The 19,772-nt window shown below is 47.7% G+C and carries 16 protein-coding genes and 1 rRNA gene; 8 read left to right on the plus strand and 9 right to left on the minus strand.

Going from position 1 to position 19,772, the window contains the following annotated elements; translation table 11 throughout:
• The 3 genes from ACE5LO_RS19840 to gyrA form a co-directional block, all read right to left on the minus strand.
• Positions 1-67 (minus strand): 16S ribosomal RNA (locus tag ACE5LO_RS19840); the annotation flags it as partial.
• 410 nt (positions 68-477) lie between these two features.
• Positions 478-1,587: an HD-GYP domain-containing protein gene (locus tag ACE5LO_RS19845; protein ID WP_375521738.1), complete on the minus strand. Its 1,110-nt coding sequence runs from the start codon at positions 1,585-1,587 to the stop codon at positions 478-480.
• Between the two features lie 83 nt (positions 1,588-1,670).
• Entirely contained in the window at positions 1,671-4,193 is a 2,523-nt protein-coding gene (gyrA, locus tag ACE5LO_RS19850; RefSeq protein ID WP_375521739.1) for a DNA gyrase subunit A, read from the minus strand.
• A gap of 458 nt (positions 4,194-4,651) precedes the next feature.
• Here gyrA and ACE5LO_RS19855 point away from each other — a divergent pair, with 458 nt between their 5' ends.
• Positions 4,652-5,527, plus strand: coding sequence for a YheC/YheD family protein (locus tag ACE5LO_RS19855; RefSeq protein WP_375521740.1), 876 nt, complete (start codon positions 4,652-4,654; stop codon positions 5,525-5,527).
• 67 nt (positions 5,528-5,594) lie between these two features.
• On the opposite strand, the gene gyrB is transcribed toward ACE5LO_RS19855, so the two are convergent.
• From gyrB to dnaA, 6 genes are all read right to left on the minus strand, one after another.
• A complete protein-coding gene (gene gyrB / locus ACE5LO_RS19860; RefSeq protein WP_375521741.1) occupies positions 5,595-7,505 on the minus strand; it encodes a DNA topoisomerase (ATP-hydrolyzing) subunit B in 1,911 nt (636 codons plus the stop codon).
• Positions 7,506-7,576: 71 nt separating this feature from the next.
• Positions 7,577-7,828: an extracellular matrix regulator RemB gene (remB, locus tag ACE5LO_RS19865; protein WP_375357724.1), complete on the minus strand. Its 252-nt coding sequence runs from the start codon at positions 7,826-7,828 to the stop codon at positions 7,577-7,579.
• 17 nt (positions 7,829-7,845) lie between these two features.
• Positions 7,846-8,961 (minus strand): DNA replication/repair protein RecF, encoded by a 1,116-nt coding sequence (gene recF / locus ACE5LO_RS19870; RefSeq protein WP_375521742.1) that lies wholly within the window; start codon positions 8,959-8,961, stop codon positions 7,846-7,848.
• 57 nt (positions 8,962-9,018) lie between these two features.
• Positions 9,019-9,237, minus strand: coding sequence for a S4 domain-containing protein YaaA (gene yaaA, locus ACE5LO_RS19875; protein WP_375521743.1), 219 nt, complete (start codon positions 9,235-9,237; stop codon positions 9,019-9,021).
• A gap of 123 nt (positions 9,238-9,360) precedes the next feature.
• A complete protein-coding gene (gene dnaN / locus ACE5LO_RS19880; RefSeq protein WP_375357727.1) occupies positions 9,361-10,503 on the minus strand; it encodes a DNA polymerase III subunit beta in 1,143 nt (380 codons plus the stop codon).
• A 219-nt stretch (positions 10,504-10,722) separates the two neighbouring features.
• Complete coding sequence (dnaA, locus tag ACE5LO_RS19885; RefSeq protein ID WP_375521744.1) at positions 10,723-12,069, minus strand: chromosomal replication initiator protein DnaA; 1,347 nt, start codon at positions 12,067-12,069, stop codon at positions 10,723-10,725.
• Positions 12,070-12,924: 855 nt separating this feature from the next.
• Here dnaA and rpmH point away from each other — a divergent pair.
• From rpmH to rsmG, 7 genes are all read left to right on the plus strand, one after another.
• Positions 12,925-13,059 carry a 50S ribosomal protein L34 gene (gene rpmH / locus ACE5LO_RS19890; RefSeq protein WP_068778604.1) on the plus strand — a complete coding sequence of 45 codons (135 nt, stop codon included), beginning with the start codon at positions 12,925-12,927 and terminating at the stop codon, positions 13,057-13,059.
• Positions 13,060-13,258: 199 nt separating this feature from the next.
• Positions 13,259-13,609 (plus strand): ribonuclease P protein component, encoded by a 351-nt coding sequence (rnpA, locus tag ACE5LO_RS19895; RefSeq protein ID WP_375521745.1) that lies wholly within the window; start codon positions 13,259-13,261, stop codon positions 13,607-13,609.
• Between the two features lie 71 nt (positions 13,610-13,680).
• Entirely contained in the window at positions 13,681-14,538 is an 858-nt protein-coding gene (locus ACE5LO_RS19900; protein WP_375521746.1) for a YidC/Oxa1 family membrane protein insertase, read from the plus strand.
• Positions 14,535-15,287 carry an RNA-binding cell elongation regulator Jag/EloR gene (jag, locus tag ACE5LO_RS19905; protein WP_375521747.1) on the plus strand — a complete coding sequence of 251 codons (753 nt, stop codon included), beginning with the start codon at positions 14,535-14,537 and terminating at the stop codon, positions 15,285-15,287. The genes ACE5LO_RS19900 and jag overlap by 4 nt, the downstream gene beginning before the upstream one ends.
• 105 nt (positions 15,288-15,392) lie before the next feature.
• Positions 15,393-16,769, plus strand: coding sequence for a tRNA uridine-5-carboxymethylaminomethyl(34) synthesis GTPase MnmE (mnmE, locus tag ACE5LO_RS19910; RefSeq protein ID WP_375521748.1), 1,377 nt, complete (start codon positions 15,393-15,395; stop codon positions 16,767-16,769).
• Positions 16,770-16,861: 92 nt separating this feature from the next.
• Positions 16,862-18,748 carry a tRNA uridine-5-carboxymethylaminomethyl(34) synthesis enzyme MnmG gene (mnmG, locus tag ACE5LO_RS19915; protein WP_375521749.1) on the plus strand — a complete coding sequence of 629 codons (1,887 nt, stop codon included), beginning with the start codon at positions 16,862-16,864 and terminating at the stop codon, positions 18,746-18,748.
• A complete protein-coding gene (rsmG, locus tag ACE5LO_RS19920) occupies positions 18,748-19,479 on the plus strand; it encodes a 16S rRNA (guanine(527)-N(7))-methyltransferase RsmG (protein WP_375521750.1) in 732 nt (243 codons plus the stop codon). The genes mnmG and rsmG overlap by 1 nt, the downstream gene beginning before the upstream one ends.
• The last annotated feature ends 293 nt before the right edge of the window (positions 19,480-19,772 follow it).

Here is a 19,772-nt window from a genome sequence, read left to right on the forward strand (position 1 = left end):
GCTCGACTTGCATGTATTAGGCACGCCGCCAGCGTTCGTCCTGAGCCAGGATCAAACTCTCCAATAAAGATCATCCAGAAGATGATCGTCCCTGCATTCCATTCGGTCCATCTCGAAATGAGTGGATGAATGGAATGCAGTCTATTGCAAAAGCGATTAAGCTCATTTGAATCTGACGAGATTTAATATCTCAATGATCCACTCCGGTTTTCATACAGTCATAGACATGTACCCAAAACCTTCGCGGGGCGATTTCACTTCGTGAAATCTACTCACTCGTTGTTCAGTTTTCAAAGATCAAATTCTTGTTTCATCGCTGATTTATTACCTTGTCAGCAACTCTTATAATATATCACGTTCACTCATCAATTGCAACACTTTTTTTTAAACTTTTCTGAGTTATCCATGTATATCAAGTTGCTCACTATTTTAGCGGCAAGAATTAATATATCACATTTCGCTACAAGAAAGCAAGCTTCAAGAAATGATTTCTTCAATGTAGAGGTTGGTAAGCTGTACAAGGTTGATAATCTCCCCATCAATATTGACCATAGGACGAGTGGGATGATCCCTGTCTGCAAATACAATTTCTCCTGACCGCTGATCATTCAACCGAATTTTTGTCCCTATTCCAAGCTGAGTGGCTTTGCTGATGAAAGTTTGCACGATAGCCGGATCCAGCTTGCCGAATGCCTCGCTTTTGATCTCTTCCAACACCAAATAGGGGGACTGCGCCTTACGATATGCCTTTTGTAATGTCATCGCATGGAAAATGTCAGCCACGCTCACAATTCTGGCGTAAATATGCGTTTCCTGCCCTCTGATCTTCATCGGATAGCCTGACCCATCTACTTTTTCGTGATGCTGAAGAGCAGCCAGACGCACACCTTCATTGATCCCTTTAACCTTTGTGAGCAATTCATACCCGTAAGTGGTATGCTTTCTCATTTCAGCAGCTTCCTCTGTTGTAAGAGCGGAAGGCTTGTGAAGTATATTGTGATCCACCCTTGCATTTCCAATGTCATGAAGCAGACCTGCAAATGCTGCCGGTATCCAGTCTTTTTGCGGAAGCCCTGTCCACTGTGCAAGCAAATAGGAGGTGAGCGAGCACATGACCGCATTGTGGTACATATAATCCTCATTAGACATGGATCGTGGAGTGAACGTGATCACATTATATTTGTGTATGTAGTTGAACATCTCCTTTAAGCGGGTACGCAGCTCCAATAACGGCAGCTCTGCAACGAGAATTAAATGGAAGGCCTGCTTAACAAGCAGCAAAGTCTTATCGTATGCCTCATTAAATTTTCCCCATTCATTCTCTTCAGCCATAAAATCAAATGGTGCAACAGTTATGTTCTTGACCTGCTGCTTCGCTGCTTGCATAATGCTTTCCGGCGATTTATAGCCTTGGGCAGTCTGGTCTATTTCAATTTCTATTTCTTTGATCAAAAATGCATGCAAAATCTCCAAATCGCGAGGAAGCAAAACCTGCCCTTTAGGGAGAAGAACACTCCCAAGCTCCGTATGAACATCACTTTTCAATTTAAATCCAGGGACGACATCTTTAATGGATAGCATTGTCATTGTTGTCCAGAACCTCTCTATCGACTTTTAACGTGGCTAGAAAAAAAGGGATTCCCTTACGGAACCCCTTTCACTATCCACTTCTATTGCTGCTCTTCTGATGAATCGTCGCTGCTACTTTCAACCGGATCCTGAGCATCTGCTTCATTCTCCAATAGTTCATCCATCAGTTCTTCCGATTCTTCGCTCTTGTTAACTCGGCATACCGTTGCAACGGCATCCTCTTCACGAATATTGATCAGCTTAACCCCCTGTGTATTCCGTCCCATGGTGGATATGCCCTCCATGCTGGTACGAATGAGCGTGCCGCTGGCCGTGATGATCATAAGGTCTTCTTCCGTCTTAACAACCTTGAGTCCCACAACCGGTCCATTTTTCTCCGTGATGTTAATCGTTTTAATCCCTTTTCCGCCACGGCTTTGAACACGATATTCCGCAGCAGGAGTCCGTTTACCGTAGCCTCTCGTAGTTACGATCAGGATATCCAGCTTTGGATCCACGATATCCATACCAATGACCGTATCTTCTTCATCAAGGGTAATCCCCTTGACGCCTGTGGCACTTCGTCCCATAGAACGAACATCGCTTTCCGGGAAACGGATGGACATGCCGTTGGCGGTACCGATAACCATTTCCTGTTCTCCATCCGTCAGCTTCACCTCAATCAACGTATCATCTTCACGAAGGTTGATCGCAATAAGCCCGCCTTTGCGGATATTTACATAATCAACAAGCGGTGTCTTCTTGATGAGACCTTGGCGTGTCGCGAAGAAAAGATACTTTCCATCCTCAAACTCCTCGACCGGAATGACCGCATTAACGGATTCACCCTGTTCAATCTGGATCAGATTGATGATCGGTGTTCCGCGTGCCGTCCGGCTCAGATCCGGAATTTCGTAAGCTTTAATCCGGTAAACCTTCCCTTTATCGGTAAAGAACATCAAATGATGGTGGGAGTTCGTTACAAACAGATGCTCTACAAAATCCTCCGTTTTGGTATCCATCCCCACGACACCCCGGCCACCGCGTTTTTGATTGCGGTATGTCGTAACGGGCAGACGCTTGATATAACCGGTGTGAGTAATGGTGATGATCACATCTTCACGCGGAATCAGATCCTCATCGAGGATGCTCTCTTCACCGACTGTAATCTCGGTACGGCGTTTATCAACGAAGCGTTCCTTTAGTTCATTCAGTTCTTCACTAATAATATTCAGGACAAGATGCTCATTTGCCAGAATTTCACGGTATTCCTGGATTTTCTGCAGCAGCTCGTTATACTCATTCTCGATCTTCTCGCGTTCCAAGCCTGTAAGACGCTGCAGACGCATATCCAGAATCGCCTGTGCTTGCTCCTGACTGAGTGAGAAACGCTCAATCAATCCTTCACGCGCCGCATCGGTCGTTGGAGAGGAACGGATAAGGGCGATGACTTCATCCAGATTATCAAGTGCAATCCGCAAGCCTTCCAGGATATGGGCTCTGGCTTCTGCTTTTTTCAGATCAAATTCCGTCCGGCGACGAATCACTTCGATCTGATGCTGCAGATAATGATAAAGAACATCCCGCAAAGTCAGAATCTTCGGCTCATTGTTGACAATAGCCAGCATATTGATGCCGAACGTTGACTGCATCGCGGTGTGCTTGAACAGGTTATTCAATACCACATTAGGGTTAACATCCCGCCGCAGCTCGATGACAACCCGCATACCGTTACGGTCGGACTCGTCGCGAAGATCTGTAATTCCTTCAATCCGCTTATCGCGGACAAGCTCAGCAATTTTCTCGACCAAGCGTGCCTTATTTACCTGAAAAGGCAGTTCGTCCACAATAATCCGCGCTTTGCTGCCGATCTCCTCAATGGTGGTCTTCGCACGCATCGTAACAGAACCTCTGCCTGTCTGATAGGCCTGCCGTATCCCCGAACGTCCCAGGATATAACCTGCTGTCGGGAAATCGGGTCCTTGGATATAATCCATCAATTCCATGGATGTGATATCCGGGTTCTTGATCATGGCCTGAACCCCGTCAACGACTTCTCCCAGATTGTGCGGAGGAATATTCGTAGCCATACCGACCGCAATCCCGCCTACACCATTCACCAGCAGGTTCGGGAATCTGGCCGGCAATACAATCGGTTCGCTCTCTTCGCCATCATAGTTAGGCATGAAATCGACTGTTTCTTTATTCAGGTCGCGCAGCATTTCCATTGCGATCTTGGAAAGGCGGGCTTCCGTATAACGCATCGCTGCTGCCATATCGCCGTCAATGGAGCCAAAGTTGCCGTGCCCCTCAACCAGCATGTAACGAAGGGAGAAGTCCTGTGCCATACGCACCATGGTCTCATATACCGGCGAGTCACCATGGGGATGATACTTACCGATCACTTCACCGACAATTCTTGCTGACTTTTTAAAAGGTTTATCCGGAGACATACCAAGCTCGGACATCGCATACAGGATACGACGGTGAACCGGCTTTAATCCGTCCCGCACATCCGGCAGGGCACGGCTAACGATAATACTCATCGCGTAATCCATAAACGATTCACGCATTTCAGTACCGATGTCCCTGTTCACGATCTGCGGGTTATTTTTTTCCGCCATGCTGGACCTCCTCTTTCTTATACCACTCTGCACTAATCTATTGTGAAAAGCCTGCAAGGCTCAAAACGCCGTCCAAACGCTATACTACATCCTTATAATTATAATATTTTCACAATCAGATCACAATTAAACGCATGTTAAAAAGCGACCACACAGGAAATTAAGAAAAACGTCTGGGGATTCGCCCTGCCTTTTCCACCTACTCAACATACAAATAATATATACGGCTCATTCGCCCGCCATTTTCACAGTTCCATCTGGAAATACCGGAGATTATCAGGGTATGAATACATGAAAAAAAAGAAGTTGTTTTATTATGCAATAAACACAAAAAAACGCCGTATTTCTTTATTATATCACTGTTTTACTGGCTTGTCCTTTAGTTTGTATATTTTTGGAAATTCAATCTTTGTTGTCCGCTTTATGCTTCTGTAGTTTACATGAAAGGATGATGATCCTTGTCCATCCAACGGGTCTCCAGTAAATGGGCGAAAACAATCGCCATGCTGCGCAATCCCAAACTAATCCCTTATATTCCCGATACCAGATTATACAGCCGTGAGAGCCTGGAGGAAATGCTGAAAGCTTATAAGGTTGTTTATGTTAAGCCTGACTCAGGTACTTACGGATTGGGCGTGATGAGAGCTGAAGTTCCTCTGGAAATCATCTTTCCCCCGGGAAATCTGTCTTCCATTCCTGACGGTCCTTACAGTCTCCGCTTTGGAACCAGCCGCAGCATTTACCAAACACTGGGGGATCTGCATGAAGCGATCATGTCGCAAATCGCCCGCCGCACGTATATTATTCAGCGTGGAATCCAATTGCTGAACTATCAGGGCCGGCCTTTTGATCTACGCATCCTGACTCAAAAAAATTTGCAGGACCAATGGGAAACTACCGGCTTTATAGGGCGCGTGGCGGCCGCAGGAAAGGTGATTACAAATTATCATAGCGGCGGCAGCATAGCCGAGTTCCAAACGCTGCTGGCCGGCCACTCTGAACGTCAGGAAACCGCACGGCTGGAACGAAAGCTTGCATGGCTGGGAGAGAGGGCTGGCCGGCAGTTGGAAAGAAGCTTCCCGCGCCTAAAGGAGATCGGTTTGGATATTGCTATAGACGAAAAGCTGCGGCCCTGGATTCTGGAAATCAACACCCTCCCTTCCCTTTACGTATTCGGCAAGCTTTCCGACAAAAATATTTACAAGCGGATACGAAAGTATGCCATTGCCTACGGCCGCATTCCCTCAAGCACCGCCTCTGTCTCCACCAAAAAGTCCTCAGCCCGGACAAAGAACAGGCCTACAACAATTTTCAAGAAAAAATCCTCGTCATAACTCTGTGAAAAAGGCGCCCGAAGGCGCCTTTTTCACAGCCAGGTACTCAGCCCGACGATTTTTAAAATTAAATATCCAAATTTCTAACGTATTTGGCATGCTCCTGAATAAAGTTGCGGCGTGGTTCAACATTGTCGCCCATTAGCGTATCAAAGAGCGAATCTGCCAGCATGGCGTCTCCAATGGAAACCTGAAGCATTGTCCGGCTTTCCGGATCCATCGTGGTCTCCCACAGCTGGGTCGCATTCATCTCGCCGAGGCCCTTATAACGTTGTACGTTAAGTTTTACATTTTCGCCGAATTCACGAATAATCTCATCACGCTCAGCCTCGGAGTTCGCGTAACGCACCACTTTGTTCCGTTCAATTTTAAACAGTGGCGGCTGAGCGATATATACATAACCCGCATCAATGATCTGGCGCATATACCGGTAAAAGAACGTGAGCAGCAGTGTACGGATGTGGGCTCCGTCGACATCGGCATCCGTCATGATAATAACCTTGTGATAACGCGCCTTGGAAATATCGAAATCTTCTCCGATTCCTGTTCCCATTGCTGTCACCATGGCGCGAATCTCTTCACTGGACAAAATCCGGTCAAGACGCGCCTTCTCCACGTTCAGAATTTTACCGCGAATCGGCAAAATCGCCTGGAAGTGCCGGTCACGACCCTGTTTGGCCGATCCTCCGGCAGAGTCCCCTTCGACGATGTACAATTCGCTGATGGAAGCGTCCTTGGAGGAGCAATCGGCCAGCTTGCCCGGCAGGGAGCTGATCTCCAGCGCGCTTTTGCGGCGGGTCAATTCACGGGCCTTACGGGCGGCTTCCCGCGCACGGGCGGCCTGCATCGCTTTATCCACAATACGGCGGGACACGGAAGGATTTTCATCCAGAAACTCCTGCAGTTTCTCTGCAAAGAGGGATTCCACGATCCCGCGCACCTCACTGTTGCCGAGCTTCGTTTTCGTCTGCCCCTCAAACTGCGGCTCCGGAATTTTGACGGAAATGATCGCCGTCAGTCCCTCACGCACATCGTCACCGGTCAGGTTCGCATTGTTATCCTTAATCATCCCCGCCTTGCGGGCATAGTCGTTGATAATTCGCGTCAGGGCGCTCTTGAAGCCGGATTCATGCGTCCCGCCCTCATGTGTATTGATATTGTTGGCAAACGAATAGATATTCTCTGTATAGCTGTCATTGTACTGCAGCGCCACTTCCACCTGAATGGCGTCCCGTGATCCTTCTACATAGATCGGGTTTTCATGCAGCACTTCCCTCTTTTCATTGAGGAACTCAACATATTGACTGATTCCGCCCTCGTAATGAAAAGAAGCGCTATCTCCGGTTCTTTCATCCTTCAGGCTAATAGAAATTCCCTTGTTCAGGAAAGCCAGCTCGCGAATCCGGGTAAGCAGCGTATCATAGTCATAAACCGTAGTTTCTGTGAAAATTTCATGGTCCGGGAAAAAACGGGTTTGAGTTCCGGTTTCCTCCGTCTCACCGATCACTCTTACATCATACTGAGGCACACCCCGGTGGTACTCTTGCTGATAAATATGTCCGTCCCGTTTGACGGTGACGAGTACCTTGCTGGAAAGAGCGTTAACAACAGATACACCTACCCCGTGCAGACCGCCTGATACTTTATAGCCCCCACCGCCGAATTTGCCTCCGGCGTGCAGGACGGTCATTACAACCTCCAGGGCGGATTTTTTCATTTTGGCATGTTCACTGACAGGAATGCCCCGCCCGTTATCGATGACGGTAACGCTGTTATCTTCATGAACAATCACCTGAATAGTATCGCAGTATCCGGCCAAAGCTTCATCGATGCTATTGTCCACTACTTCCCACACCAGATGATGGAGCCCTTTAACGCTGGTCGAACCGATATACATGCCGGGCCGTTTGCGTACAGCTTCCAGCCCTTCAAGTACCTGAATCTCGCCCGCATCATAAGTTGGTTGATTCATAGACATGCCTTTCACCTACTTCTATAGATTCAATAGCTAACAATTGCGTTAAATGCAAGTTACGGAAATATATATGCTCAAGCAAGATCGATAAATACATTTGCCCTTTTTTTCAGCGTGTTGGAAGAAATCGGGGAATAATAGACCGTGCTCTTGGTAACGACAATGGATTTGGCTTCTTCCTCGCTGATCATTTCAATATGCTTTTGCTTCTGGGCATGATTAACGTATTGTTTGGAGATTTTAGAGGACTTCTCAATGGAAATGTCAAAAATGGCAACAAGCTCGGAGGACCGTATAATTTTATCTCCACCAAGATGAATATACATATACCGTTGTTCACTCCTTAAAATTCTACATGTCCTGCATGGACATGATAGATGCTGGCTTCCTTCAGCCGTCCGGCATTCAGGCTTTCAATCCCGGTAGCGGTTATAAAAGTCTGGACTTTGCTCTGAAAGGTTTCAATGAGCTGTGTCTGCCTGTACGGATCAAGCTCGGAGAGAACGTCATCGAGCAGCAGCACAGGATACTCGCCGATCTCCTCGTGGATCAGCTCAATTTCGGCCAGCTTCAAAGACAGGGCCGTCGTCCGCTGCTGCCCCTGTGAACCGTAAGTATGAACCTCTTTGCCGTTAATAGCAAATGCAAGATCATCACGGTGAGGCCCTGCAAGCGTCATGCCACGCCTGATTTCCTGATCTCTCATTTGTGATAACTTTAACATAAATCGTTCCAATAAGACAGCTTCATCTTCTTCCTCAGGCTCTCCGAACGAAGGAACATAGCTTAATTTCAGCACTTCGCCGCCCCCGGTAATGCCTTGATGGATCTCCTCAGCCCATCTTTGTAATTTCTTTATAAATTGTTTCCTTTTTTTCACAATCTTAACACCGTGCTCCACTAACTGCTCATTCCAGATGTCCAGCATGACCAGAATTGATGCCAGGTCTTTGCCCCAGGCCTGCTTAAGCAGGTTGTTGCGCTGGACCAGCACCTTTTGATACTGCTGCAAGTGATAAAGATAACCAGGCGCTACCTGACCGATCTCCATGTCAAGAAACCGGCGGCGGACCCCCGGCGTTCCTTTTACGATTTCAAGATCCTCCGGCGCAAACATGACAACATTCAACGAGCCTACAAAATCACTGAGCTTCCGCTGCTCCAGACCGTTGATTTTTGCTCTTTTGCCCTGCGGGGATATGGCCAGTTCAAGCCTGACATCTCCATACTTCTTGCTGACAGAGGACGATAAATAGGCAGAGGAGCCGTCAAAAGAGATCAGCTCCTTGTCCTTTGACGTACGATGGCTTTTGGTGAGTGCCAGTACGTAGATCGCTTCAACCAGATTGGTCTTGCCCTGCGCGTTCTGTCCAATCAGCAGATTCACTGGTCCGAACGAATTCAGTTCCAGCTGTGAGTAATTGCGGTAATGCTGCAAGTGGATGTTGTTCACAAACACGCTTGGTCCCCCTCATTCTATGACCTGGTGGAGGATCCTGCAGCCTTGCGGAGGCCGTCAGGAGCCGGCTGTCACCTCAAAGCTGCCTTCTCCGGCTACCTCAACGGTATCCCCCGGATACAATTTGCGGCCGCGGCGTTCTTCGCTCTCACCGTTGACGCGGACGGCTCCTTCCTGCAGCAAGGCTTTGGCCATGCCGCCAGTCGGTACACAATCAGCCAATTTGAGAAATTGATCGAGTTTAATAAATTCACTTTGGATGGATATCCGTTTCACGGTATATCGTTCCTTTCTTTTTTGACGAGCAAATTATCCACATGTGAATAATTTGCTCGTGATATCAGCTCTTCCCGCTGCTGTTGATAATTTTAACCTATTACCGGTTCAGGATATATGGAATTAGTTGGTGGTGCGGTAAGGCAGAATGATATATAGCGCATTGCTGTCATCCACCGGCTTCAAAATAATCGGACTCATGATGCCGGTGAAGGCGATCATGAGCTGTTCGCTGTCCACGATTTTGAGCACATCCAGCATGTATTTGGAGTTGAAGGAAATTTTGAGCGGCTCGCCTTCAAATTTGGATACACCCAGCTCCTCGCGTACTTTCCCGAGCTCCGATGAGCTGGAGGAAATTTCAAGCCCACCGTTTTCCATAGACTGCATTTTTACAATATTTGTTTTCTCCTCACGTGAAAGAAGATATGCCCGGTCAATGGACTCACTCAAACTTTTTGTATCCACCACCAGTTCTGTTTTGTAGGAGGTCGGAATAATTCTAGAAGTATCAGGATATGTTCCGTCCAGAATACGCGAGTAGAACAGGACGCGATCGATTTTGAACAGCACCTGGTTATCCGCCACCACGATATCAACCAGCGTATTCTGGTCAGGTATGATTTTGCTCAGCTCATTCAGCGTTTTGCCGGCAATGACGACGTTGCTGAAGCGAAGCCCTTCGGCTGTTTCCAGATGTGCGCTGCGTGTAGCCAGCCGATGGCGGTCCGTAGCGACAAACTTCAGTTCATTATCCGCAAGATTCCACAGCACGCCAGTAAGAATCGGAGTGGTCTCGTGGGTGGAAATAGAGAATACCGTCTGTTTGATCATATTTTTGAGCAGATCGCCCGGGATGGACAGCACCTGGTTCTCCTCAATGCTCGGCAAAACCGGAAACTCTTCCGGATCCAGGCCGACCATTTGAATTTCGGTGGCTCCGGAGGAGATGAACGTCTGGAACTGATCGCGCACCTCCATCTGTACCTCTTGCGAAGGGAGCTTTTTAATAATTTCTACAAAAAACTTGGCCGGCAGCACAACACTCCCTGGTTGATCCACCTGCACGATGGTTCGTTCTCCATCTTCTATCGGGATAAAGGATTGAATGGAGATGTCGGTATCACTGGCGGTCAGCGTCAGTCCCTGATAGTTAACATCCAGCTTGATGCCGCTCAGGATCGGGATCGTTGTCCGGCTGGAGATCGCTTTGGATACATGTTGAATGGCCTCGTTCAAAAATTGCTTTAAAATACTGATTTTCATAAGTTCCTCCTACAAGGGAATTGGCAAAAAGAAGGCTGCTTGCTGCGTGGTACGTAGTTGTTCTTTTCTTCGGCGTAGCCGGTTCTTTTATGATGTATTCTTAATTAAAAAATAGTAGTAATAGTAATAGGCGGCCTGAATATGTGGATAAGTAGGTATAAAGGCAACAAATGAAGCCTATCCACATGTGTATAGATTGTGCATAGGCTTTGAACTTGTTCACGATGTATTTTTGATTTTCTCTGTAATATTGTTAATAACTTTGTACAGCTCCTGGTCGGCTTGAATCGATTTGGAGATTTTCTCATGCGCATGAATCACGGTCGTATGGTCGCGTCCGCCGAAAGCCTCTCCGATCTTGGGCAGCGAGTAGTCCGTCAGCTCACGTGACAGATACATGGCGATTTGCCGCGGAAAAGCGACTGCTTTGGTGCGCTTGCGGGCTTTGAAATCCTCAAGCCGCAAATTATAGTACTCGCCGACATGCTGCTGAATATCCTGGATCGTAATCATTTTGGGACGGCTGGAAGGAATAATGTCCTTAAGCGCTTCCGCAGCCAGATGGGTCGTCACATCCTGATTCGTAAGGGAAGAGTAGGCTACGACGCGGATCAACGCACCCTCGAGCTCGCGGATATTCGTGTCGATCTGGTTGGCGATATAGACCATCGCTTCATTCGGGATGTCCAGCTTCTCGGCCTTCGCCTTTTTGCGCAAAATGGCAATCCGGGTTTCCAGATCCGGCGGTTGAATGTCCGTGATCAAGCCCCACTCGAAGCGGGAACGCAGTCGCTCCTCCAGTGTCGGAATTTCCTTGGGAGGACGGTCGCTTGAAATAATGATCTGTTTGCGTTCTTCATGCAGCGCATTGAAGGTATGGAAAAATTCCTCCTGTGTTGATTCCTTGCCGGCCAGGAACTGAATATCGTCAATGAGCAAAATATCAATGTTCCGGTATTTGTTGCGGAAGCTTTCACCACGGTTATCCCGGATGGCATTGATAAATTCATTAGTAAATTTCTCGGAGGACAAGTACACGACCTTGCTGGTCGGGCTATGCTCCAGAATGTAATGGCCGATGGCATGCATCAGATGCGTCTTGCCCAGACCTACGCCGCCGTACAGGAACAGCGGATTATAGGCTTTGGCCGGCGCTTCGGCGACGGCCAGGGAAGCTGCATGGGCAAATCGGTTGCCGGATCCGATGACAAAGGTATCAAACGTATATTTCGGATTCAGCATATGAGAGACTGCTTCTTCCCGGACGACAGGCTGCTGTTGCGGGAGCTGCTGGGGATCAGGTTCAGCAGGCTTGTTCTCCTCAATCACAAACTTGACGTCCACCTGATTCCCGAGCAGTTCATAGACGGTGGAGGCGACCAGCTTTGTATAGCGGCTTTCCAGCCATTCAACGGCAAAAGTTGTCGGTGCGGAAATCACAATGGAGTGATCATTCAGCTTCGTGACCTTGGTCGCCTTAAACCAGGTATCAAAGCTTGGTTTGCTCAGTTTGGCTTGTATAATGGATAAAATTTGCTGCCATAATTCGGAAGTATGGCTCTCCACAGACTGTCACTCCTTTTAAATCCTCCAAATGTGGCTTAAGCCATAAGCACAAAAAAAGCCCATCCGCTTCGGCGACAAAAACGGCACAAAATGAGGGGAAACGCAGCACAAATCATTCCGAAATCAGCACAAGTCGGAAGTTTTGCCTGTTCAGCACAGGCATGACGGGCTTGGTGTTCGGGAAATGATTGAGCGATCCGTTCCGTTCCTCTTCATTTTGCAGACCGGGTAAGGGATTTTAAATGTCGAAATGAAATGAAAATTGTAGAATATATCCCCAGAATCCAGAATGTACACAATCATATAAATATGGATAACTCAAAATTGTTCACAATTTTATCCACAGGCTGTTGATAAGGTGGAGGGATAAATCACATATTCACAATCAAAAGTAATATAATCATAGCAAAAGAATCCCTCTATTTCAATGTATCCTTCGATTTTATCCACAAATTCAAGCTGTTGTGTATAATTTTTATTCACAACACAAGATATTGTTTATAATTTGTTCAGTTTTCGACATCAACCCTGTTTTGGTCAATCAACTTATTCACAGGTTATGACGAAGCGGCTCACATTGAAAATGTTTATAAACATCTGTGTATAACCATGACTGTCTGTCAAAGCTGTGGAAAACTTTTTTCTGATTAAAACGACTTTATTCCCAAAAGGCATCTATTTTGAGGATTGCGAAAAGTGAAAAATTCACATTGATCGTCTAAGGAGGGGGAGGACGATAGCCTGAAAGAAGGTTGACATTCCATACTGTACATGATTAAATGTATAAAGGTGTTTTTTGTGGAGCTATGATGTTATTCCATATAAAACGTATTCCTTGTAAGGAGGTGCAATACATTGAGACCGACTTTCAAACCGAACGTCAGCAAACGTAAAAAAGTCCACGGCTTCCGCAAAAGAATGAGCACGAAGAACGGACGTAAAGTGCTGGCAGCGCGCCGTCAAAAAGGCAGAAAAGTATTGAGTGCATAATACGGGTGCATGGAGACCACTGCGGTGGTCTTTTTTTCATACATGTGTCTTTTTCATAAAGCTTGCACATGTCTGAAACTAGTTACTATATATATGAAGCTTTTTTTCAAAAGGTTATATCCTGCATTGAGGGATATACTGAGAAGTATGGGTTTTGCGGCCGGGAAGGTCAAAAAAGTGAGGAGCAAGGAGAAGCACCGTGCAGAGAAAATTGCGTCTTCAAAACCGGGCGGACTTTTCGCGCGTATACCGCCATGGGAAATCTTTCGCCAATCATCAGCTTGTGGTGTATTGGTCCCGCCGAAAAGATGTGGATCAGTTCCGCGCAGGCATATCTGTCAGCAAGAAGATTGGCAACGCTGTTGTGCGCAACAGGATGCGCAGATTGCTTAAGGAAATCATCAGGCATCATGAACATGAAATTATGGAGCATGTCGACCTTATTTTTATTGTCCGTAAAGGTGCGGTAACGATGTCTTACAAAGAATTGGAGAAAAGCGTTCTGCATGTGATGCGCAAAGCGTCGCTGCTAAAGCCTGGGCATAGATAATAAGTTTCTTTGTATGGGCGGATATGATATCATTTACGTTGGAATGTAATGGTTAAGAAAGGGGTTATGAAGTGTCGCGTTTGAAGACAAAACAGGGTAGATGGCTTCTCCTGATAGCAGTAATTGGACTAGTTCTCCTGCTGGCCGGATGTGGTGCGGCCAATAATTCGTACACCACGGCCGATTTAGCCAACAGTAACTCATTCTGGCAGCGGAATGTGGTTTATTGGTTTTCTTATGCGCTGGACACGTTTGCCAAATGGTTCAACGGTGAATACGGTCTGGGCGTTCTCGTTCTGGTGATTATCGTTCGTACATTAATTTTGCCTTTGACACTCAAGCAGGTCAAGAGTTCGAAGGCGATGCAGGCCGTTCAGCCTCAGCTTCAGGAAATACAGAAAAAATACAAAGATACGCCGGAGAAAGTTCAGCAGGAAACGATGAAGCTGTTCCAGGAGAACAAGGTCAATCCGATGGCCGGTTGTCTTCCATTGCTAGTGCAAATGCCTATCTTTATCGCGCTTTATAATGCTATTTATTATAACTCCGAGCTGCGGGAGCACACCTTCCTGTGGCTGCAACTGGGTGAACCCGACCGCTTCTGGATTCTTCCGATTCTGGCGGCGATCACGACGTTTGTACAGACCTGGATGATGATGAAATTGAATCCGACGCCGCAACAGGGACCGATGCAGTTCCTCCTGTGGGTATATCCGGTTCTGATTTTCATCATGTCCTACCAGTTCCCGTCTGCACTGCCGCTGTACTGGTTTTACAGCAACATTTACACGATCGTTCAGAACTACTTCTTGTACCGCAACAACGGCAAAACTGCAGCCATGGCTAATGTGAGGGCAGCCGAAGCTGTGAAATCGAGCTCCAAAGGCAATAAAAAAAGCGGGAAGAAGGGAGCCAAAAAATCGAGATGACGAAGGTCGTAGCAACAGGAAAAACCATTGAAGATGCTGTAGAACAAGGGCTGTCCCAATTGGGGACAAGCCGGAAACATGTTCACGTTACCGTTTTGGAGCAGCCGTCAAAAGGATTCCTGGGCTTCATTGGGGCCAGGAAAGCGAAGGTAGAATTGACGATCCTTCCCGAACCGGCTGTTGATGAGGTTAAAGCGTCAGCGTCATTTCATTTGCAGGATTCCCCGGCACAGACCGCAGAAGAAGAAGAGCACCTTGTAAAACAGTCTTCCGCTACGGTAGCAGAAGAGCCTGCAAGCAAAATCGATCCTTATGAAGAAGCAGTGCGGTTTGTACGCGAGACGGCTGCGGGAATGGGACTTGAGGTAGAGGTGGATCTGCGCCGAGGCAAGGATGAGAGCGTGATGGACATTTCCGGATCGGATCTGGGCATGCTCATCGGGCGCCGCGGCCAGACGCTTGATGCGCTTCAATACTTAACGAATATTGTAGCTAACCGTCATGCAGGCGGCTACGTTAAGATCATTCTGGATGCTGAAAATTTCCGGCTGCGCCGTCAAAAGACACTTGAAAATCTGGCGGAACGGCTGGCTGCCCAGGTGACCCGCACGGGCAAGGAAGTGATTTTGGAGCCCATGCCTCCCAATGAGCGCAAGACCATTCATGCGGCATTGCAGCGTCACGCCGAAGTAAGAACCTTCAGTAAGGGAGACGAGCCTAATCGGCGCGTCATTATTGCCAAGAAGTAAAGGATTGCAATGGCTTTCTGCATCACGCAGAGGCCATTGCTTTTTTTCAAGATACGTATGACGTGAAGTTCCAAATGATTTCTCTGAAAAAGAGGTGAAAGCTGTATGCTTGGCGATACAATTGCAGCCATTTCCACGGCTGTAGGAGAGAGCGGCATTGCCGTGATTCGTGTCAGCGGTCCGAACGCTGTAGTGGAAGTGGAACGTATATTCAAAAGTAAAACCCCGTTGAGACAAGCGGCGTCGCACACGGTGCATTACGGCCATATTCTGAATCCGGAGAATGGCGAGAAGGTGGAAGAGGTGCTGGTGACCGTCATGCTTGCACCGCGCTCCTTCACGATGGAGGATGTAGTGGAGATCAGCTCCCACGGGGGCATCGTTGCGGTTAAACGGGTGATGGATCTGCTGCTGCTGCAGAACATCCGGCTTGCCGAGCCAGGAGAATTCACAAAACGTGCTTTCCTGAACGGGCGAATTGACCTCAGCCAGGCGGAAGGGGTTATTGACCTGATCCGGTCAAAATCGGATAAGGCATTCTCGATTGCATTGAAGCAGGTAGACGGCATGCTGTCTTCTAAAATCCGCAAGCTCCGTCATACGCTGGTAGAGACGCTGGCGCATATCGAGGTGAATATTGATTACCCCGAGCATGATGTAGAATCGATGACCTCCCAGTTCATTAAGGAAAAAAGCAGTGAGGTGATGGCTGAAATCGACCGGCTGCTGCAGACGGCGGAGCAGGGGAAAATATTGCGCGAAGGCATTACAACGGCGATTGTCGGCCGGCCGAATGTCGGCAAGTCGTCGTTGCTTAATACGCTGGTCCAAGGGGAGAAGGCGATTGTCACGGACATTCCGGGGACCACACGTGATGTGATTGAGGAATATGTGACGATCCGCAATATCCCGCTGCGGCTGCTGGATACTGCCGGCATTCGGGAGACTATGGACGTGGTGGAACAGATCGGGGTGGAACGCTCCAAGAACGCGGTAAGTGAAGCAGATCTGATTTTGATGGTGATCAACGCCGGTGAGCCCTTGCATCAGGATGAGCTGGAATTAATGGAACAAATCCGCGGTAGACAAGCGATTGTCATTATGAATAAAATGGACTTACCTTCTCAGGTGGGGCGGGACATTTTGCAGCGTTATTTCCCTGAAGAGCTTATCATTCCAATGTCGGTGAAGGAAGAGCAGGGGCTTGAATTGCTGGAGGAGGGTATATCCAAGCTGTTCTTCAGCGGTAAGCTGGAATCTGCCGATATGACTTATGTAAGCAATGTCAGGCATATTGCGCTGCTCAAAAAAGCGAAGCAGTCGCTGAAGGATGCCTATGAGGCGGCCGATCAATTTGTGCCGATTGACATGATTCAGATTGATGTGCGACTGGCGTGGGAGCAATTAGGTGAAATTGTGGGCGATACGGCTCATGATGCGCTGATTGACCAAATATTCTCCCAGTTTTGTCTGGGCAAGTAAGTTTTACGGAAGCGAGAAGGGCCTGGTGGTCTGTTCATATATGTTTTCATTAATTACCGGTCATTTCCGGGAACCTAAAGGAGGAGAAAGAAATGGGATACCATGGCGGCAGCTATGATGTGATTGTCGTAGGTGCCGGACACGCTGGAGTCGAAGCGGCACTTGCGGCAGCCCGAATGGGCGTGAAGACGCTTATGATTACAATTAACCTGGATATGGTAGCGTTCATGCCGTGCAACCCGTCGATCGGGGGACCGGCCAAAGGCCATGTCGTACGTGAGATCGATGCGCTTGGCGGAGAAATGGGACGCAATATTGATAAAACTTTTATTCAGATGCGAATGTTGAATACCGGAAAAGGCCCGGCGGTGCATGCGCTGCGTGCCCAAGCCGATAAGTTTTCTTATCAGCATACGATGAAGGAAACGCTGGAGCTGGAGCCTAACCTGACAATGCGTCAAGGTATGGTGGAAGAGCTGATCGTTGAAGATGGACAGTGCGTCGGTGTCATTACGAAAACAGGCACGGAATACCGGGCGAACGCTGTAGTGCTGACCACAGGTACCTACCTGCGCGGCAAAATTATTATGGGTGAGCTGATGTATGAAAGCGGACCGAACAACCAGCAGCCTTCCGTACGTTTGGCGGAGAATCTGCGTGAACTCGGGTTTGAGCTGGTCCGATTCAAAACAGGCACACCGCCGCGTGTGCATAAAGACAGTATTGATTTCAGCAAAACCGAGATTCAACCGGGTGATGACAAGCCGAAGTTTTTCTCGTATGAAACGAAGTCCTCTGATAATGAGCAGCTTCCTTGCTGGCTCACTTATACATCGGAGGTAACACATCAAATTATCAATGACAACCTGCATCGTGCACCGATGTTCTCCGGTGTCATTGAAGGAACAGGTCCGCGCTACTGTCCATCGATTGAGGATAAAGTTGTCCGTTTCGCGGATAAATCGAAGCATCAAATTTTCCTGGAGCCTGAAGGAAAAAATACATCGGAGTATTATGTCCAGGGTCTCTCCACAAGCTTGCCTGAGGACGTGCAGTTGTCCGTGCTGCGTTCTATTCCAGGGATGGAAAATGTGCAGATGATGCGAAATGGTTATGCTATTGAGTATGACGCCATCGTGCCAACCCAACTGCGTCCTTCGCTGGAAACGAAGCGCCTCCCGGGTCTGTTCACGGCTGGACAGATCAATGGCACCTCCGGCTATGAAGAAGCGGCAGGGCAGGGGATTATGGCTGGCATCAACGCCGCCCGTAAAGTGCAAAGAAAAGAACCGGTGATTCTGGACCGTTCCCAAGGCTACATTGGCGTATTAATCGATGATCTTGTAACCAAAGGGACGAATGAACCTTACCGCCTGTTGACTTCACGTGCGGAGTACCGCTTGTTGCTTCGTCATGACAATGCGGATCTGCGCCTGACACCAATCGGCTATGAAATCGGATTGATCACCGACGATCGTTATCAAAGCTTCCTGGATAAGAAAAACAAAGTGGAGCAGGAAGTTGAACGTCTCGCTTCCGTAAAGGTTCGTCCGGCAGAAGTGAATGCCATGCTGGAATCAGTCGGCTCGGCACCGATTCAGGATGGAAGCAATCTGCTGAATATGCTGCGCCGTCCGGAAGTGGGTTACTCGCAAATTGAGCAAATTTCACCTTCCTCATTGGAACTGGATGAAGAAATGAAGGAACAGGTAGAAATTCAGATCAAGTATGCCGGTTATATCGAGAAACAGCTTCAGCATGTAGAACGTCTGCAAAAGATGGAGAAGAAGAAACTGCCTGACGATATTGATTACAACGAAATCCAAGGGCTTGCCATGGAAGCCAAACAGAAATTGCACACAATTCGTCCCGTTTCCATCGGGCAGGCTTCCCGGATTTCCGGCGTAACCCCTGCAGATATTTCTATTCTGCTTGTCTATTTGGAGCATTATAACCGGGTGAAGGCGGCAAGAGCATAATGACGGACGTTATTCAGCAGCAATTTCAGGAGAGGCTTGCAGGCCATGGAATTCACCTTGAGGACCGTCAGCTCGAACAATTTGAGATTTATTTCCGTGAACTGGTCGATTGGAATGAAAAGATGAACCTCACCGGGATTACGGAACGTGAAGCGGTATATACAAAGCATTTTTATGACTCTATATCGCTGGCTTTCTATATCGGTATGGCTCAGGTTTCAAACCTGGCTGATATCGGATCTGGAGCCGGGTTTCCGGGAATACCTTTGAAAATATGTTTTCCCCATCTGCGACTGACCATCATCGATTCCCTGCAAAAGCGGATCAACTTTTTGCAGCATCTTTGTGAATCGGCGGGGCTTCAGCAAGTTGAATTAATTCACGGAAGGGCGGAGGAGCTAGGCCATAAGCCGGGCTATCGTGACAGCTATGATTTGGTCACCGCCAGAGCGGTTGCAAAGCTTGCCGTGCTGAATGAATTCTGTCTTCCTTTTACACACAAAGGAGGAACCTTTGCCGCCATGAAAGGAAGCGATCCTGGAGAGGAGCTACAGGAGGCAGCTTTCAGCTTGAAGGAGCTTAATGGTAAGGTAAGAGAGGTTCAGGCTTTTCAATTACCGGTTGAGGAATCAGCCAGACATATTATCCTGATCGATAAAACGGGTGATACTCCCCGCAAATATCCAAGAAAATCGGGAACACCATTGAAAATGCCGTTAATCAAAAACTAGAATGAAGAGGGAGTGTTTCACGTGAAACATTCCCTCTTTTTGGTTTCTAATGATATCCAGACCGTGCTATACATACTTTAAATCGGTAGAGGAAGAGGATTTACCAGAAAAAAATTGTGAATCGCGAGCCATCTTTTACCGAGGAGAAGTTTCCTAATGCAATTTCTTTATGTAAAGAGAGATTCCCTTCTTGTATGATTACAGAAGTTTAAAGGACAGGGAAGGAGATCATTGTTTTTAAGTAGAGATATGCACGTAGCGCCTCACAACACATTAAAAGTTTGCCCTAATTG

Source organism: Paenibacillus medicaginis, from assembly GCF_042138635.1.
Taxonomy (GTDB): Bacteria; Bacillota; Bacilli; order Paenibacillales; family Paenibacillaceae; genus Paenibacillus; species Paenibacillus medicaginis.

Excerpts from the sequence above, each read along its gene's own strand:
- ACE5LO_RS19845 (WP_375521738.1), bottom strand. The coding sequence starts at position 1,587 with ATGACAATGCTATCCATTAAAGATGTCGTCCCTGGATTTAAATTGAAA.
- gyrA (WP_375521739.1), bottom strand. The coding sequence starts at position 4,193 with ATGGCGGAAAAAAATAACCCGCAGATCGTGAACAGGGACATCGGTACT.
- gyrB (WP_375521741.1), bottom strand. The coding sequence starts at position 7,505 with ATGTCTATGAATCAACCAACTTATGATGCGGGCGAGATTCAGGTACTT.
- remB (WP_375357724.1), bottom strand. The coding sequence starts at position 7,828 with ATGTATATTCATCTTGGTGGAGATAAAATTATACGGTCCTCCGAGCTT.
- dnaN (WP_375357727.1), bottom strand. The coding sequence starts at position 10,503 with ATGAAAATCAGTATTTTAAAGCAATTTTTGAACGAGGCCATTCAACAT.
- jag (WP_375521747.1), top strand. The coding sequence starts at position 14,535 with ATGACGAAGGTCGTAGCAACAGGAAAAACCATTGAAGATGCTGTAGAA.
- mnmE (WP_375521748.1), top strand. The coding sequence starts at position 15,393 with ATGCTTGGCGATACAATTGCAGCCATTTCCACGGCTGTAGGAGAGAGC.
- mnmG (WP_375521749.1), top strand. The coding sequence starts at position 16,862 with ATGGGATACCATGGCGGCAGCTATGATGTGATTGTCGTAGGTGCCGGA.
- rsmG (WP_375521750.1), top strand. The coding sequence starts at position 18,748 with ATGACGGACGTTATTCAGCAGCAATTTCAGGAGAGGCTTGCAGGCCAT.